This is a genomic window from bacterium, from assembly GCA_024226335.1.
Lineage (GTDB): Bacteria > Myxococcota_A > UBA9160 > SZUA-336 > SZUA-336 > JAAELY01.
In genome coordinates, this window is record JAAELY010000489.1 from 1 (window position 1) to 14,202 (window position 14,202).

Below are 14,202 nucleotides of genomic sequence, written 5' to 3' on the forward strand. Positions count from 1 at the left end.
GCTGCGAAGCTCGATGCATCCGCCTGCGCTGCGTCGCGCGACCCTCTGCAGATCTACGGATCTGCGATCGGATCACGCTTCTTGCTCAGGCGGCGACTCCCGCTTCTCGCTCGAATCCTCCCTGTGCAGAGATTCCCTAGCCCGCGAGCGATCGCCTGGCTACGAACTGCTTCTCCTGCCCAGCGCCCCGCCCGGATGCCGTCGGTGGTACTCCTCGCGCGTCAGACCCTTTGCGTCCTGTAGCGCGACCGAGAGTGCCATCAGCACGAGGTTTTCGGCCAGATAGCTTGCCCGTGGCGCAAGTCCCAGGGGCCCACCCTCGTCATCGACCCGCGCCTCCAGTACCAACTCCGAGGCCCGTCCGAGTGGGGAATCGGGATTCGCAGTCACGGCAATCAGACGCGCTCCGTAGGATTCGAGTGCGCCGACAGCGTTGAGCAACTCCTCGGTGCTACCGCTGTTGGAGATCGCAATCACGACGTCGCCGGGACGAATCTGTCCCAGACTTCCGTGCGTGGTTTCGGTGCCGTGCAAGAAAACCGCGGGCGTGCCAGTACTGGACAGAAGTGACGCCGCATAGCGCGCGAGATGCTCGGGCTTGCCGATCCCCGTAACCGCAACCCGTCCCCCTTCCGTCTCGGCCTTGTGAATCAGATCGACGGCCGCGGCGATCGCCTCGCGATTACAGCGCTCCGCGACCCCGGCAAGCTCTCGCAGGGTGACGTCAAAAAAGTGATCGAGTGTGGCGCGCTTCGAACTCATTGCTCGTCTGCCTCTTGTGGATCGCTAATCCAGATCTCCGGAAGAGTCGCACGCATTTCCGCGCGCAGGACCTCGAGACTTGCGTCGAAGCTCGCGGCCTGTTCCGCGTTCATGGCGGGCGTTCCGCGCGCCACGGCGTCGCTCGAGATGACTCCACTGCTGAAAAGTCCACGCTTGTGAGCAGCCAGGCTGCGCTTGCCCTCGGGAAAGCGGTACAGCTGGCCGAAGCGCGTGAACAGATGCTTCATCTGATCCATGCGCTCAACGTCTCCTGCCGAGGCCACCTGCCACGCGCGTTGCCATTCCCGCGGCCACAGGTTTCCGGGACCGGTGATCACGCCGGCCGGCAACAGATCGTGCAGGAGAAAGCGGTTCCACTGTTCGACGATGCGCCCCCAGAACCCCTCGTGCGGGCGCATCATGTCCAGGATGTACAGCGCGTTGCCCACGTAGATCCCAAACGATCCGCTGTCGCGAAACTGCCGGGCGGCCTTCGTGTAGTGACCGAGTTTGCGCGGGGGTGCCGATACCTTGATACCGCGCACGAAATCGAGACGGCTCAGTTGTTTGACCCAGCGGGTACGTAGGTAGGGCACTTCACCTGCGGCGATTTCTTGATTGTCGTACAGGAAAACCGGCAGGCAGCAATTTCGCTCGTCGAGGAGATCGGCCACGTCGCGGGTCAGGAAACGCACCGGATCGTCCACGTCGGAGATCGCCAGGGGTGCGATCACGACCGCGTCTGCATCGATCTCCAGGGAGAGTTCCAGAGTCTCCAGAGTTTCGGCGCGGGTGGGCGCGGTCGCGCCGACCCACGCTTCGACCGGTCGTTCGCCACTCTGGACGTGTCGATCGGCAAGCTTGTGGACTTCGTCGACGCTCGCGCGAATGACCTGGTGACGTCGCGCCTGATCGAGCACGTTCCACTCGCCTGTGGTTCCCATGGCGAAAATCACATCGGCGCCGCGGCCGGATTGCGCCAGGAAACGGATCAGGCGGCGCTGATCTGCGTCAATCGGATTTCCATCGGGATCCAGTACGGTCACACACGGGATCGATACCCCGCGGCGCCCCGAATAACCTTCGAGCGTCCTCATGCACTGGAGAATAGCAGGCGCCGGAGCTTCAGCCCCCGGTCACACGCGGATCCATCGCGTCCCGCAGGCCATCGCCCAGCAGGTTGTAGGCGGTCACCGTGACGAAGATCGCCAGCCCGGGGAACACCGCGAGCCACCAGGCGAACGTATTGGCGCGCGCTTCAGCCAGGATCGAGCCCCATGTCACGACGTGCGCGGGAACACCGATTCCCAGAAAGCTCAGGGATGACTCGGCCATGATTGCACCGGCGACTCCAAAGGCCATCGCCACGAGGACCGGCGCAATGGCATTGGGCAGGATGTGGCGGAACATGACCCGCGCGTCCGTGCTGCCCAGGCTGCGCGCGGCTTCCACGAACTCCATGGCCCTCACTCTGAGGAACTCACTGCGGATGTAGCGGGCGATACCCGTCCATCCCGTCACGCCCAGAATGACCATGATCAAGAAGATCGATGGCGGAAAGATCGCGGCGACCGTGATCAGGATAAAGAAGGTGGGTATACCGAGCATCATCTCTATGAAACGCGAGATGGCGATATCGACCCAGCCACCGTAGTAACCGGCGAGCCCGCCGAGCAGGATTCCGATCGTCGCCTGGATCGCCACCACGACCAGCCCGATCGTCAGCGAAATTCGTGTGCCGTGAATCAGACCTGCCGCTACATCGCGCCCCAGTCGATCCGTTCCCAGCAGATGCTCCGCCGAAGGGTTCGCGAAGACCTCACCGCGAATATCCACGCGCTCGGGCGAATACGGAATCGGCGCGAAGATCACGCTCTGCGATTTTTCGGCGAGTCTCTTGAAGTCGGCGTTGAGCAAAGGTCGGGGCCAGTTGCGCAGGCCGAGCCAAACGCCGTAGTCGATGAAGGCGGGAAAGTACCCTTCGCCTTCCACTTCGATGTAGTAGGGCTTTTCGTTTGCGATGAAGTCCGCGCTCAAGGCGACGACGCCCATGGCAATCACCATGCACAGGCTGGCAAAAGCGGCGCGCCGACCCTTGAAGTCCCGCCAGACCCGCGCCAGAAATTTCTGGCTGGAAGTGTGCTGACTCATCCCTGGCTCCGCTGGAAGCTGATGCGCGGGTCGACGAGTGTGAGTGCGATGTCGGAGATCAGGATGCCGATCAACGCCAACGCCGAACTGATCGACAGCAGGGCCAGTACGACCGGATAGTCGCGCGCGAGAACAGACTGATAGCTGAGCTGGCCGAGCCCGGGCAGTGAGAAGATCGTCTCGACGATCACCGAGCCACCGATCAACGCGGGCAGCAGGCCGCCGATGTTCGTGACGATCGGAATGATCGAATTGCGCAGAATGTGTCGCAGGATCACGGTTCGCTCGGAGACCCCCTTGGCCCGCGCTGTGCGCACGTAATCGAGCGCCTTCACTTCCAGCATCGACGAGCGCAGGACTCGCGACTGAAATGCGAATGAAGCGTAGGTCGTGATGAATACCGGCATAGCCAGGTGATGGGCGCGGTCGAGCGCGCGCTCGAGGAAGGACCAGTTTGGATCGTATTGAAGCGAACGGACACCCGCGGGTGGGAACCAATCGTAGAAGTCGCCACCGCACAGATAGATGATGATCAGAGTTCCGATCCAGAACGAAGGCAGAGAGACGAGCATGAACATGATCAGCGTAGAAGCCTGGTCGGCCAGGCTGCCTTCGCGCGTGGCCGACAGGATTCCAAGGGGGATCGAGAGCGCGAACATGATCACGATGGCGTAGATGTTCAGCTCGACCGTCAGCGGCACGCGCTCTTTGATCTTGGTCCAGACGTCGCGGTCGTCCTTGAAGCTCGTGCCGAAATCACCGCGCAGCGTCCTGCCTAACCAGATCCCGTATCGAACGGGCAGAGGCCTATCGAGTCCGAACTTCTGGCGCAGATCCGCTTTCGCGCGCTCGATATCGGCCAGCTTCTCGGGCGAGACACCCTCGGTACCTCCTGCAACTCCCCCGGAAAAGAACATTTCGACGGGATCGCCGGGGGCCTGGTGGATGAGCACGAACTGGAGAACCGTGATCGCGATGAACGTCAGGCTCAGCAGAATCACGCGCTGAAGCAAATACGAAGCCATCGACGCGCGTCAGTTGTACTTCTGTTCGTTCTTCGGCACCCACCACTCGCCGAGATCCGTACTCTCACTCGGATACCAGGTAACACCGTGAAAACGCCGGTCCCAGGCAGTAACGGCCCTCTTCATGAAGAGGAATGCGTAGGGCTGCTCTTCAAAGAGGATCATCTGGAAGCGATCGATCAGCTTCTTGCGCCGAGCCGGATCGAACTCGACCCGGTAGTCCTCCAGCAACTGATCCACCTCATCGTTCTTGAAAGACACGTGGTTCGAACCGCCCTGTACCGCCTGCGAAGAGTGCCAGAGTTGATAGGGGTCCGGCGATACCACGCCCATCTGCCAGCCCAGGATCACGGCATCGTACTTCTGCCCGCGAACCTGTTCGAGCATGATGCCCCAGTCGATCTCGCGGAAGGATGCACCGATGCCCGCGCGCTTCATCTCGTCGATCACGACCAGGCCGATCGCCTTGCGAATATCATTGCCGCTATTGGAGATGATCTCGAAGACCAGATCGCGCTTCTTTCCGCCCTGCGTCTTGTCCAGGACACCATCGCCGTCGGAGTCCTTCCAGCCCGCCTCCGCGAGCAACTTCTTGCCCTTCTCCGGATCGAACTCGTGCCCGGGCAGGCTCTTGTTGTACTCGCTGCGCCCGATGAAGATCGAACCCTCGACGGGAACTCCGAGGCCCAGAAGAACCTTGTCGATGATGCTCTGTTTGTCGATGAAGTAGCGAAGCGCGCGGCGCACGCGAACGTCCGAAAAGATCGGCTTCTTGGCATTCCATCCGATGTAGGTATAGCCCGGCGATACGTGCTCCTTCTTCTGGGCCTGCGCCTCGAAGCGGGTCGTACCGGTCTGGCGTTTGTGCTGTATGGGAGTCAGACCCATCACGTCGATATCGCGTCCCTTGAACGAAACCAGCGCGGCTTCCTTGTCGTTGATCACACGAAACAAGATCTTGTCGACGTAGGCATCTCCGAGTTCGGGATCTTCCGGCGCCCAGAAATCCGGGCGACGTGTCAGGAGAATCCGTTCCCCGGTGATGATATCCGTCTTCGGGTCCTTCAAAGTGAATGCGCCAGCGCCCATGACTTTGCGATCGTACTGTTCGTTGAATTGCTTGGCGAACTTCTGCGCGTTCGTCTTCTTCTTGCCGGTGAGCTTGTCGAATGCGTCGAGTTCGGGGATCGAGACCTCGGCCATCAGATCGTCAGGGTCGTAGAAGTGGCGCGGCAGTGGCTGAATCGAGCCGAGTACCAGGGTATTGCGGAAGTAGCGTTTTCTCAGGTCGAAGCGCACGGTGTACTTGTCCACGGCGACCACGTCGCGCACCGAGTCGAAGTAGTTGCGCGTCTGCGGGGCCATGACCTCGGGGTTCTTGATCGCCTTCATCGTGAAGACGACGTCCTCGGCGCTCAGCAGCTTGCCATCTGCGAAGGTCACGTCATCGCGCAGGCGGAAGGTGTAGGTGAGCTTGTCCTCGCTGATCTCGGGCAACAAGCTGGCGATGACCGGCCTCTGCTCGAGCGTCTGATTGTCGAGTGTCAGAAGAGGAGCCATCATCAGGCTGAGGATGCTGTTGGACGACGCATCGTTGGACGTGAGCGGATTGAGGTTCTCGGGATCGGCCAGCAGCCAGCGCACCATCCAGTCACCCCGTACGGGATGCCCGTTCTGCTCTCCGGAGTGCACTTCGGACGCGGGTGCATCGGCGGAATCGCCGCCGCCGCCACACGCCAACACCAAGCCGGCCAACAGAACCGCCAGCGACCGAGCCCGGACAGAGTGCCCGAGTTCTTCGCGATCTTGCATCGAATCTCTCCCCCTGAACGCAAAACAGTGCGAGTCGGAATACTCGCGCCTACACATGGTGCGCGCTTGGATCGTCGCCAGCCAGTCCCTACCTGTAACTCGGCGAAGCTGGCCTTTCCGAACTGGCGTAGACTGCCGGTCGTTTCCTCTGACGACGGAAGAATCCTCGCTTGTCACAATCAGAATGCTACGATTTTTCTCGCTTATCCTGCGCATCCTTCATAACGCCCCCATCCTAAAGTCCTCCCCGCGAGGGACTCGATGGAACAAAACGCGAGGCACAGCGAGACTGGATTGCAACCACCGATGCACATCCGCGAAGGTGCGGCCTTCAAGCTGTACATCGGTTGCGAGGTGATCGAAGTTCGATTCGACGCGCGTGGAATCTGTTTTCGGCACGCGGATAGATCTGACACGGAGGGCTTTTTGCCCTGGGATACCGCGATTGCGCTTTCCCTTCTTCCCGAGGAGATGAAGCGGACGTCTTGAGTATCGGCGGCCTGAATCCCGGGGGAGATTGGCCGCGATTGCTTCTGGAATCGGTTACTGTGTGCGGTGTTGTTGATTTCGAGTGGCTGTGTTTGCGGCTTCACCGGGGGGTGATCGCCTGATGAGCCCCTGGCTCTGGGCAGTAATTGGATTTTCGGGCGGCATCGGCGTGATGGCTGCGTGGGGTGTGTTGCGGCGTCAGCGCGATGCACGACGCGCAAGATCGCCGCTACCCGCATCGGAACTCCTGCGCGTCGTGCCCGATCCGATCGCCAGGCCCGAACCCGCCGCCAGACACGCTTCCAGGGGCGCCTCGGGCGGCATTGCAGGCGGCGGCGCGGAATGCGAAGCCACCGAGGTTGCACCGCCCCATCTGATCACTCTGCTCGGCCAGGCGATCCGCGGCTCATTGCGACAACTGCGACGCTGCGACGGCTTTTCGCCCGAAGCGCTCGCCCCGCTCGAGCGCATCGTCTGGCAGACGCGCATGCTCGTATCGCGACCGCGACCGATGCAGGCCAAACCCACCTCTCCAATCTCTCTCCTGCAGGAAGCGGCCGAGGAAGTTCCGCAGCTGCGCGACGGTATCGTCGGTGCATCCTGGAGTCTTTTGAACCGACAGCCCGCGCATGTCGATCCAGAGCGCATGCGCGCCGCCTTCCGCGAGTTATTGGTGTCCGGCGCCGAGATCGCCGGGAAGAACGGGCGAATGGGAATCAAGATCCTCCAGGGTTCGGAGCCTGGATTTCCAGTGCGCATCGAGATCGAGATCGGACGGCGTGGCACCGAACCCGATCCACTCACGATGCTCGTAACTCGTCATCTGATCGAGGCACAGGGGGGTCGGCTCGAAGTCGACGGGAATGTCACGCGTATCTTGCTGCGCAACGCGGCGCCAGAGGTCGAGAGTTCGGTCGCCTGAAACGATCGACGTCGGCTCAGATGCCCTCGAACAGATAGGCCATCGTCACACCGAGGGCGGTAGCCAGCTTGCGCAGTGTCGATACCGAAGCCGCGCTCTTGCCAAGTTCGATCTGCGAGATCAGGCTCACCGATAGCGCCGTCTTGTTCGCAAGCTGCTTGAGCGTCAGCGTCCGCTCCTTGCGCAACATGCGAATCTTCGCGCCGAGCACCTGGTTCACGCGCTCTTCTGCGTCGATCATCAGGCCGCGCTCGCGAACGGCGCGCTGAATTACACCGCGCAACTGATCCAGATCGAACGGTTTGCGCAGATAGTCGAAAGCGTCCGCCTTCATGGTATCGACGGCGCTCTCCACCGATGGGTAGGCAGTCATGATGATCACGCAAATATCGGAATCGATCGCGCGAATCTGGCGAAGCAACTCGACCCCGTCGGTTCCTGGCATGCGCACATCGAGCAACACGATCTGGTGGCGACCTTCCTTGATTTCGGGAAGGGCGTCGATCGGTTTGGTGATGGTCGAGACCCGGTAGCCTTCGCGGGTCAGAAATTCCTTCAGGTACAGACAGATATCTTCGTCATCGTCGATGACGAGAAGCCGCAGCTTCATCCGCTGTGACATAGGGACTCCCTCTCGGAACTGCTTGTACTGTGTATGGAATTGCGCCTGAACTCACACGACTCCGCTGAGTCTGGAATTCGACCGACGCTTTGCATCGGTATCTGGGGATCTGGCGCTCGAAGTTCAAGCACAGTGTAATCCGTTCGAGAACTCCTTGGCCAGTGGAATTTTTTCAAGGGGCGCGAGTTGCGGGTGCGCCTTCGACCCAGGCCCGAGAAAGATCGCTCTCCCCGAGATCTCGGTGAGGCGAGACTCTTTCGACCGACAACGACCCGACTTCCCCAACACCTTCCAAAATGGTGATTTCGCTCGGGAAACGCTGGTCTTCCCAGTCCCGATAGCGACTCATCGCCAGTTCGCGACCGCCGGGCCGGACGACTCGGAGCACTTCAAAGCGATCTTTGTCGACCCACAATTGCCCACCGGAGAAGCGATTGCCCACCAGAAAACAGTCCCGCTCCCCGCAACGCGCCAGTTCACTTTCCAATAGGTTTACATCGTGGCGTCGGGCCCATCGGGTCAAATCAGCCTCTTCCCGCAGGACTAGAATTTCCAGGTCCGGCACCCAGGTCGGCGGCGGCATCAGGGTTCCCGCGACCACCTGACCCCTGCGAATCAGCCAGCGCCCCCCTTGTCCATCCCAGACCCGCGTCCCCAGTTCGGGGTGCATCTCGATGATGACCGTCGCAGGCCAGTCTTCTCCCAGTCCCGAAAGCGTGGTTTCGACGCGCAGCGGAAGTTGCTCGACGCGCCGTTCGGAGATCTGCTTGACGATGCGCGAACCGGGTAATACAAACGCCAGGAGACCCAGCGACAGCAGAGCGATGCCGAAGCGCCTGCTCACGAACCCACCGAAGTCGCCGAGCGGAGAGCATCGGCACCTCGGAAGCGAGCCTTCGGCCCCAACTCCTGTTCGATGCGCAGTAGTTGGTTGTACTTCGCAACGCGATCGGAACGGCACAGTGAGCCGGTCTTGATCTGTCCTGCATCTCGGCCAGCAGCCAGATCGGCGATCGTCGTGTCTTCAGTCTCGCCAGAGCGGTGTGAGATTACGGTCGTGTAGCTGGCGTCGTCGGCGATCTCGAGCGCCTCGAGCGTTTCGGTCAGCGTTCCGATCTGATTCAGCTTGATGAGGATCGAGTTCGCGACTCCGCGCTGTATACCATCCCGGAATATGGCCGGATTGGTGACGAAGAGATCGTCGCCCACGAGTTGCACGCGATCCCCAATCGCGTCGGTCAGTTGCTTCCAACCATCCCAGTCGGTCTCGCCCAGACCATCTTCGATCGTCACGATCGGATAACGTGTGATCCAATCCTCGTACAGACGGATCATCTCGTCGCACGAGCGCGTAACACCCTCGCCGTAAAGCACGTACTGGTTGTCCTTATGAACCTCGCTCGCCGCGACATCCAGACCGATCTGAATATCCTCACCAGGTCGGAAACCGGCCGCCTCGATACCCCGCAAGACCATTTCCACCGCCTGCTCGTTCGAATTGAGATCCGGCGCAAAACCGCCTTCGTCTCCGACTCCAGTGGCGAACCCCGCCTGCTGTAGAACGTCGCGCAATGCGTGAAACACGCCGACGCCGTAACGCAGGCTCTCGGCGAAACTCTCGGCGCCCGTAGGCAGGATCATGAACTCCTGGAAATCGACCTTGTTCGCAGCGTGGGCACCTCCGTTGAGAATGTTCATCATCGGCAGGGGCAGCGATGGCGTCCGAGACCCGGCGAGCCAGCGGAATAGCGATTGGCCGGAATCCACTGCCGCCGCGTGCGCGGCGGCCAGTGAGACCCCCAGGAGTGCGTTCGCTCCCAGGCGCGATTTGGTCGGTGTTCCATCGAGTTCGATCATCGCCGCATCGAGCGCCGCTTGTTCTTTGAGACCTCCGATCTCCAGAGGCTTCACGGCTTTTGCAAGCTCACCCGTGACATTGGCAACCGCGTTGGCCACCCCCTTGCCCTGGTAGCGCTCGCCGCCGTCGCGAAGCTCGAGCGCCTCGCGAATGCCCGTCGAAGCACCCGACGGCACGGCGGCCCGCCCCAGAGCTCCGGAATCCAGTTTTACATCGACTTCGACTGTCGGGTTGCCCCGGGAGTCGAGGATCTCGCGCGCGCTGACCTGCTCGATACGACTCATGGCGGCGGAGCATACTGAACTGAGAACCGACTCGCCGGAGGCGTGCTCAGTCTTCTGCCCGATCGGGTCGCGTTCCCAGTGGAGTCACGCGCAGGTTTCCCTCGGGGTCGCGATCCACGCGCGCATCCACTCCGTAGACCTCGGCAATGCGCTGCCGGGTCAGGACCGTTTCGGCGGGTCCGCTGCACACGACTGAGCCGTGATGCAGCAATACCAGGGTGTCGGCGAAATGGGCAGCCAGCATCAGATCGTGCGTGATGACGGCAGCCGAGCGCAGTCCGTGGGCCGCATCGAGCCAGGAACGAAGCCACTCGAAGCAGTGCAGTCGGTGCCCGATGTCCATGTGTGCCGTCGGCTCATCCAGCAGAAGCTTGTCGGTGTCCTGCGCACGTGCCCGGGCCAGCAGGACTCGTTGCTTTTCGCCTCCCGAAAGCGTGCTGTAGTCGCGCTGGTACAGATCGACGAGGTCCAGTTCGGCAAGTGCGCCGGCAACAGTCTGGCGATCCACCTCACTCTCCCGGCCCAACGCCCCGAGAAACGGAGCCCTGCCCATCGCCACCATTTCTTCGACGCTGTAGGGAAAAGGAATAGAAGTGTCCTGGGGCACGACCGCTAGGCTCTGTGCGATCTTCCGATGCGAGAGAGTCGCCAACTCCTGCCCGTCGAGCAGAACGCGACCGGACTGCGGCTTCAGCACGCCCGAGAGAATACGCGCCAGCGTCGTCTTGCCGGAACCATTGGGCCCAACCACGATCACGAGTTTCCCGGATGCAAAGCTGAAGTCCACGTCGCGCAATACGCGGGAACTTCCATAGGCGTGACTCAAGCCCGTTGCCGAAAGAGGAGAACTCACGTCACTCGCCTCGCCAGTTCGCGACGCAGCAGAACCAGGAATAGCGGGCCGCCGAAGAGTGCGGTAATTGCTCCGACTGGAAGTTCAGTCGGAGCCAGAATCGTGCGCGCGACGGCATCGGTCGCCACGAGAAAGGCTGCGCCTAGCAATGCCGAAGCGGGCACGAGCAGGCGGTTGTCGGAACCAATCAACAGTCTCAATAGGTGGGGAACGATCAGCCCTACGAAGCCGATCAGGCCCGATACCGAAACGGACGCGCCTATCATCAGGGCGGTCGCAAACAGGATTCGCTTCCGCGTTCTTCGCACATCGACGCCGAGATTGGCCGCAGTGTCGTCTCCTTGCGAAAGGAGATTGAGCGGATAGGCGTAGTACATACCGACCGAGAGCCCGAGCAGGAGCAGCACGGCAACGGCGCCAATCATCGTCGGATCGACCAGTCGGATCGACCCGATCAGCCACAGGAAAACCCCCGCGACGCGGCTCAGGTCACTCGCCGTGGTCGCGAACACGATCAGTGAAGACGCGAAGGCGTTGAACACGACTCCCGTCAACAAGAGGCTGTGCGCCGGTGCGCGCCCGCCCGCACCGGCGACGAGATACAAGAGAGCCGTCGCGACGAGCGCCCCGATAAAGGCGACCCCCGGAACCGTGAGCGCGCCAACTCCGACACCCAATCCGAAGGCCAACGCCAGTACTCCACCCAACGCTGCCCCCCCGGAAATGCCCAACACGTACGGGTCGGCGAGCGGATTCTGCAGCAAGGCCTGCAGGAGCGCTCCGGCCGTCGCCAGGCCTGCACCGACCAGCGCCGCCAGGATCGTGCGCGGCAGGCGAATCTGTAGGATGATCTCACTCGTGGGGTTCTCCGCCGAACCGAGCGCGAGACTCGCCAGGAAGGCGAGCACGAGCATCGCAATCAGCGAAGCGAACAGGAGCGTCGGTGTCGCGCGCTTCACGGCACCTGACTCAAATGGAGATCCGGGTGGATCTGTTCGCGCAGGAGCCGCGCACCTTCAGCGAGGTCCGTACCGGGAACGGTGGCTACACCCGGCGCGATGAATTCGACCCGGCCGATCCAATTGAAACGCGCCCAGTGTGCCCGTGCTTCGGCCATCCGGGCCGGATCCAGATCTGGAACCGTTGAGTCGATCAGGAGATCCGGCGCGCGCTCGGCGAGCAGTTCGAGAGATACCTGTGGGTATCGACTCTGCAGGTCGCCAAACACATTGCGCCCACCCGCCACGCGAATCAGTTCATCGACAAAAGTACCCCCGGCGGCCACGTATACGGGATCGCGTTCGATCACGAGCGCGACGCTCGGACGAGGACGATTCAGCGACGATGCGCGGATTTGTTCGAGTTCGGCACGGATGCGAGCGATCAGGGGCTCGGCATCCCGATCGAGCAGATCCCCGATCTCTCGGTAACTTTCGAACACTTCGCCCAGTGTATACGGCTCCAGTTCGCGCACGCGCACACCGCGAGCGCGTAGCTGCGCGAAAAAGCCGGTCTGTTGCGCACTCGAAACGGCCAGCACGAGCGTCGGCCGCAACTCGACCGCCCGTTCCAGATCGGGCGCGAACAGTCCGCCAAGGGAGGGAAGATGCCCTACGCCTTTCACGTCGCGGGAGTAGCGATCAATTCCCACGAGTTGATCGGTCGCACCGAGCGCTACCACGATCGCGGTGATCGAAGGAGAAAGCGAGATCACTCGCAGACCCGAATCCGCCGGAATGCTCTCGGGCGAGCAGCCGAGCGCGAGCCAGAGCATCAGCCCGGCGAGCGATTGTCGCAGCATTCGGAAAGCCTTCTCCCTGGTTTCCACACCGGTTTCCAGTCTCAGAAGACCGACGGCCTGGCGCTGGCGAACTTCTGGAACAGGACACTAGTGCCCTGTTCCAGAAGTTCGCCAACTATCGCGACGCCCGCCCATACCGGGTGAAAACGGGCGAAGAGGAGGCCGCGGCGCTGAAGCACCGCGACCTCCGAACGATCAGCGCGTGATTCTAGCGGTAGTCTTACCTTCAAGTGCAGCGTGTGGGCGGATCTTCTCGAGCGCCTTCTCGCCGATTCCCTTGATCTGCGTCAGGTCCTCGAGCTTCTTGAAGCCGTCCTGCTTCTTGCGCTGTTCCACGATGGCCAGCGCGCGTGCAGGCCCCACACCCGGGAGCAGGCCCAGTTGTTCGGGGGTTGCGGTGTTCACATTGACCACCCCGACGACCCGTGGTTTTGTCGACTCGACCGCCGACTTGTCCGATGTCGTCTCGACCGCAAACGCGCCGGCCGAACCCCAGAGAAACGCGAGCGCCGCGATCAGCGCCCCAGTGCGAACAATCAGATGGCTCATGGTCCATCCTCCGTTGTTTTTGGGGCGAGGCGAGGGAAAAGAAGCCGGCTAACTGCGGCGAGTGACGATGAACTCGGCCAGTTGGTTCATTGCGTCCTTTGCTTCGCAGTCGACAAACGGTTCGATGCAAGCTCTGGCACGGGCTACACGTTCGCTGGCGCGATCGAGTGCGTGCTGCACGCCGTTGTTTCGGTGCACGGCGTCGGCGACACGTGCGATCTCTGCCGCGTCGGGATCCTTGCCCTGTAGCGCGGTATGGGAAAAGGTCTTGATTGCCGAGATGATCGAGTCGCGCTCCCCGACGCTACAGCGCTTGAGCGTCGATAGAAGCGGAAGCGTGATCTTGCCCTCTGCCAGATCGGCCAGCGGGGGCTTGCCCAGCTCGCTCCCCGACGCGTCGTAATCCAATGCGTCATCGACCAACTGAAAAGCCAACCCGACCTCGTGTCCGTACTCGCGGACGGCTCGCCGTTCGGCCCGCGTAACGCCGCCGAGGATCGCGCCGGATTCAGCCGCAGTGGCCAGGAGGCTGGACGTCTTGCGACCGATTACATCGATGTAGGTGGACTCGCTGATCTCCGGATCGAAGCTGCGCGACAGCTGAAGCACCTCGCCCTCTGCCATGGAGCGGATGCTCTCGGAAAAGATCGCCAGGATGTCGCTATCGCCGTCTTCGACCAGCGTCTGGCAGGTGCGCGCGTACAGAAAATCACCGACGAGGATTGCGAGGCGCATGCCGAAGCGAACATTGACGCTCGCCTTGCCGCGGCGCGTTTCCGCTCCGTCGACCACGTCGTCGTGCAGCAGGGAGGCGCTGTGCAAATATTCCGCTGCTACGGCAATCTGGATCGAGCGCGGGCCGCGATAACCGCACAGGCGGGAGGCCAACAGGACCATGACCGGGCGAATGCGCTTGCCGCCGCTGCCGAATGTATAATCCCCGATCTCGGGAATCAGGGGCGCGACCGAGTGCATACCCTCCCGCATGACGCGCTCGACCTGTTCGAGATCGTCTCGCAGGAACGAGATAACAGAGTCGAGGGTAGTGTCGTTTGCCAAGTTCTCATCCGACCA

General features: G+C 61.7%; 15 protein-coding genes. 2 read left to right on the forward strand and 13 right to left on the reverse strand.

The window, feature by feature from the left end; all coding sequences use genetic code 11:
- Nucleotides 1–159: 159 nt before the first annotated feature.
- The 5 genes from GY725_23395 to GY725_23415 are packed head-to-tail and all read right to left on the reverse strand — an operon-like array spanning nucleotide 160 to nucleotide 5,750.
- Nucleotides 160–762: an SIS domain-containing protein gene (locus GY725_23395; protein MCP4007138.1), complete on the reverse strand. Its 603-nt coding sequence runs from the start codon at nucleotides 760–762 to the stop codon at nucleotides 160–162.
- Nucleotides 759–1,859 carry a dihydrodipicolinate synthase family protein gene (locus tag GY725_23400; GenBank protein ID MCP4007139.1) on the reverse strand — a complete coding sequence of 367 codons (1,101 nt, stop codon included), beginning with the start codon at nucleotides 1,857–1,859 and terminating at the stop codon, nucleotides 759–761. Before GY725_23400 ends, GY725_23395 begins: the two co-directional genes overlap by 4 nt.
- A gap of 28 nt (nucleotides 1,860–1,887) precedes the next feature.
- Nucleotides 1,888–2,913 (reverse strand): ABC transporter permease, encoded by a 1,026-nt coding sequence (locus tag GY725_23405; protein MCP4007140.1) that lies wholly within the window; start codon nucleotides 2,911–2,913, stop codon nucleotides 1,888–1,890.
- On the reverse strand, nucleotides 2,910–3,938 hold the full coding sequence (locus tag GY725_23410) for an ABC transporter permease (GenBank protein ID MCP4007141.1): 1,029 nt from the start codon (nucleotides 3,936–3,938) through the stop codon (nucleotides 2,910–2,912). Before GY725_23410 ends, GY725_23405 begins: the two co-directional genes overlap by 4 nt.
- Nucleotides 3,939–3,947: 9 nt before the next feature.
- Nucleotides 3,948–5,750, reverse strand: coding sequence for a hypothetical protein (locus tag GY725_23415; GenBank protein ID MCP4007142.1), 1,803 nt, complete (start codon nucleotides 5,748–5,750; stop codon nucleotides 3,948–3,950).
- Nucleotides 5,751–6,011: 261 nt separating this feature from the next.
- Here GY725_23415 and GY725_23420 point away from each other — a divergent pair, with 261 nt between their 5' ends.
- Both GY725_23420 and GY725_23425 read left to right on the forward strand, forming a co-directional pair.
- Nucleotides 6,012–6,239, forward strand: coding sequence for a hypothetical protein (locus tag GY725_23420; GenBank protein ID MCP4007143.1), 228 nt, complete (start codon nucleotides 6,012–6,014; stop codon nucleotides 6,237–6,239).
- 121 nt (nucleotides 6,240–6,360) lie between these two features.
- A complete protein-coding gene (locus GY725_23425; GenBank protein ID MCP4007144.1) occupies nucleotides 6,361–7,161 on the forward strand; it encodes a hypothetical protein in 801 nt (266 codons plus the stop codon).
- 16 nt (nucleotides 7,162–7,177) lie between these two features.
- Here GY725_23425 and GY725_23430 read toward each other — a convergent pair whose 3' ends face one another.
- The 8 genes from GY725_23430 to GY725_23465 all read right to left on the reverse strand — a co-directional run bounded on the left by GY725_23430 (nucleotide 7,178) and on the right by GY725_23465 (nucleotide 14,187).
- The gene (locus GY725_23430; protein MCP4007145.1) at nucleotides 7,178–7,783 is read right to left on the reverse strand and encodes a response regulator; all 606 of its coding nucleotides are present in this window, start codon (nucleotides 7,781–7,783) and stop codon (nucleotides 7,178–7,180) included.
- A gap of 172 nt (nucleotides 7,784–7,955) precedes the next feature.
- Nucleotides 7,956–8,627, reverse strand: a complete 672-nt coding sequence (locus tag GY725_23435) for a hypothetical protein (protein MCP4007146.1) — start codon at nucleotides 8,625–8,627, stop codon at nucleotides 7,956–7,958.
- On the reverse strand, nucleotides 8,624–9,925 hold the full coding sequence (gene eno / locus GY725_23440) for a phosphopyruvate hydratase (GenBank protein MCP4007147.1): 1,302 nt from the start codon (nucleotides 9,923–9,925) through the stop codon (nucleotides 8,624–8,626). The genes GY725_23435 and eno overlap by 4 nt, the downstream gene beginning before the upstream one ends.
- Nucleotides 9,926–9,971: 46 nt before the next feature.
- Nucleotides 9,972–10,778, reverse strand: coding sequence for an ABC transporter ATP-binding protein (locus GY725_23445; protein MCP4007148.1), 807 nt, complete (start codon nucleotides 10,776–10,778; stop codon nucleotides 9,972–9,974).
- Nucleotides 10,775–11,692 (reverse strand): iron ABC transporter permease, encoded by a 918-nt coding sequence (locus tag GY725_23450; GenBank protein MCP4007149.1) that lies wholly within the window; start codon nucleotides 11,690–11,692, stop codon nucleotides 10,775–10,777. The genes GY725_23445 and GY725_23450 overlap by 4 nt, the downstream gene beginning before the upstream one ends.
- 41 nt (nucleotides 11,693–11,733) lie before the next feature.
- Nucleotides 11,734–12,579, reverse strand: a complete 846-nt coding sequence (locus GY725_23455) for an ABC transporter substrate-binding protein (protein ID MCP4007150.1) — start codon at nucleotides 12,577–12,579, stop codon at nucleotides 11,734–11,736.
- 195 nt (nucleotides 12,580–12,774) lie between these two features.
- Complete coding sequence (locus tag GY725_23460) at nucleotides 12,775–13,128, reverse strand: helix-hairpin-helix domain-containing protein (GenBank protein ID MCP4007151.1); 354 nt, start codon at nucleotides 13,126–13,128, stop codon at nucleotides 12,775–12,777.
- A 48-nt stretch (nucleotides 13,129–13,176) separates the two neighbouring features.
- Entirely contained in the window at nucleotides 13,177–14,187 is a 1,011-nt protein-coding gene (locus GY725_23465; protein ID MCP4007152.1) for a polyprenyl synthetase family protein, read from the reverse strand.
- Nucleotides 14,188–14,202: the final 15 nt, after the last annotated feature.

Excerpts from the sequence above, each read along its gene's own strand:
- GY725_23395 (MCP4007138.1), bottom strand. The coding sequence starts at position 762 with ATGAGTTCGAAGCGCGCCACACTCGATCACTTTTTTGACGTCACCCTG.
- GY725_23400 (MCP4007139.1), bottom strand. The coding sequence starts at position 1,859 with ATGAGGACGCTCGAAGGTTATTCGGGGCGCCGCGGGGTATCGATCCCG.
- GY725_23405 (MCP4007140.1), bottom strand. The coding sequence starts at position 2,913 with ATGAGTCAGCACACTTCCAGCCAGAAATTTCTGGCGCGGGTCTGGCGG.
- GY725_23410 (MCP4007141.1), bottom strand. The coding sequence starts at position 3,938 with ATGGCTTCGTATTTGCTTCAGCGCGTGATTCTGCTGAGCCTGACGTTC.
- GY725_23415 (MCP4007142.1), bottom strand. The coding sequence starts at position 5,750 with ATGCAAGATCGCGAAGAACTCGGGCACTCTGTCCGGGCTCGGTCGCTG.
- GY725_23420 (MCP4007143.1), top strand. The coding sequence starts at position 6,012 with ATGGAACAAAACGCGAGGCACAGCGAGACTGGATTGCAACCACCGATG.
- GY725_23425 (MCP4007144.1), top strand. The coding sequence starts at position 6,361 with ATGAGCCCCTGGCTCTGGGCAGTAATTGGATTTTCGGGCGGCATCGGC.
- GY725_23430 (MCP4007145.1), bottom strand. The coding sequence starts at position 7,783 with ATGTCACAGCGGATGAAGCTGCGGCTTCTCGTCATCGACGATGACGAA.
- eno (MCP4007147.1), bottom strand. The coding sequence starts at position 9,925 with ATGAGTCGTATCGAGCAGGTCAGCGCGCGCGAGATCCTCGACTCCCGG.
- GY725_23450 (MCP4007149.1), bottom strand. The coding sequence starts at position 11,692 with ATGCTCGTGCTCGCCTTCCTGGCGAGTCTCGCGCTCGGTTCGGCGGAG.
- GY725_23455 (MCP4007150.1), bottom strand. The coding sequence starts at position 12,579 with ATGCTGCGACAATCGCTCGCCGGGCTGATGCTCTGGCTCGCGCTCGGC.
- GY725_23460 (MCP4007151.1), bottom strand. The coding sequence starts at position 13,128 with ATGAGCCATCTGATTGTTCGCACTGGGGCGCTGATCGCGGCGCTCGCG.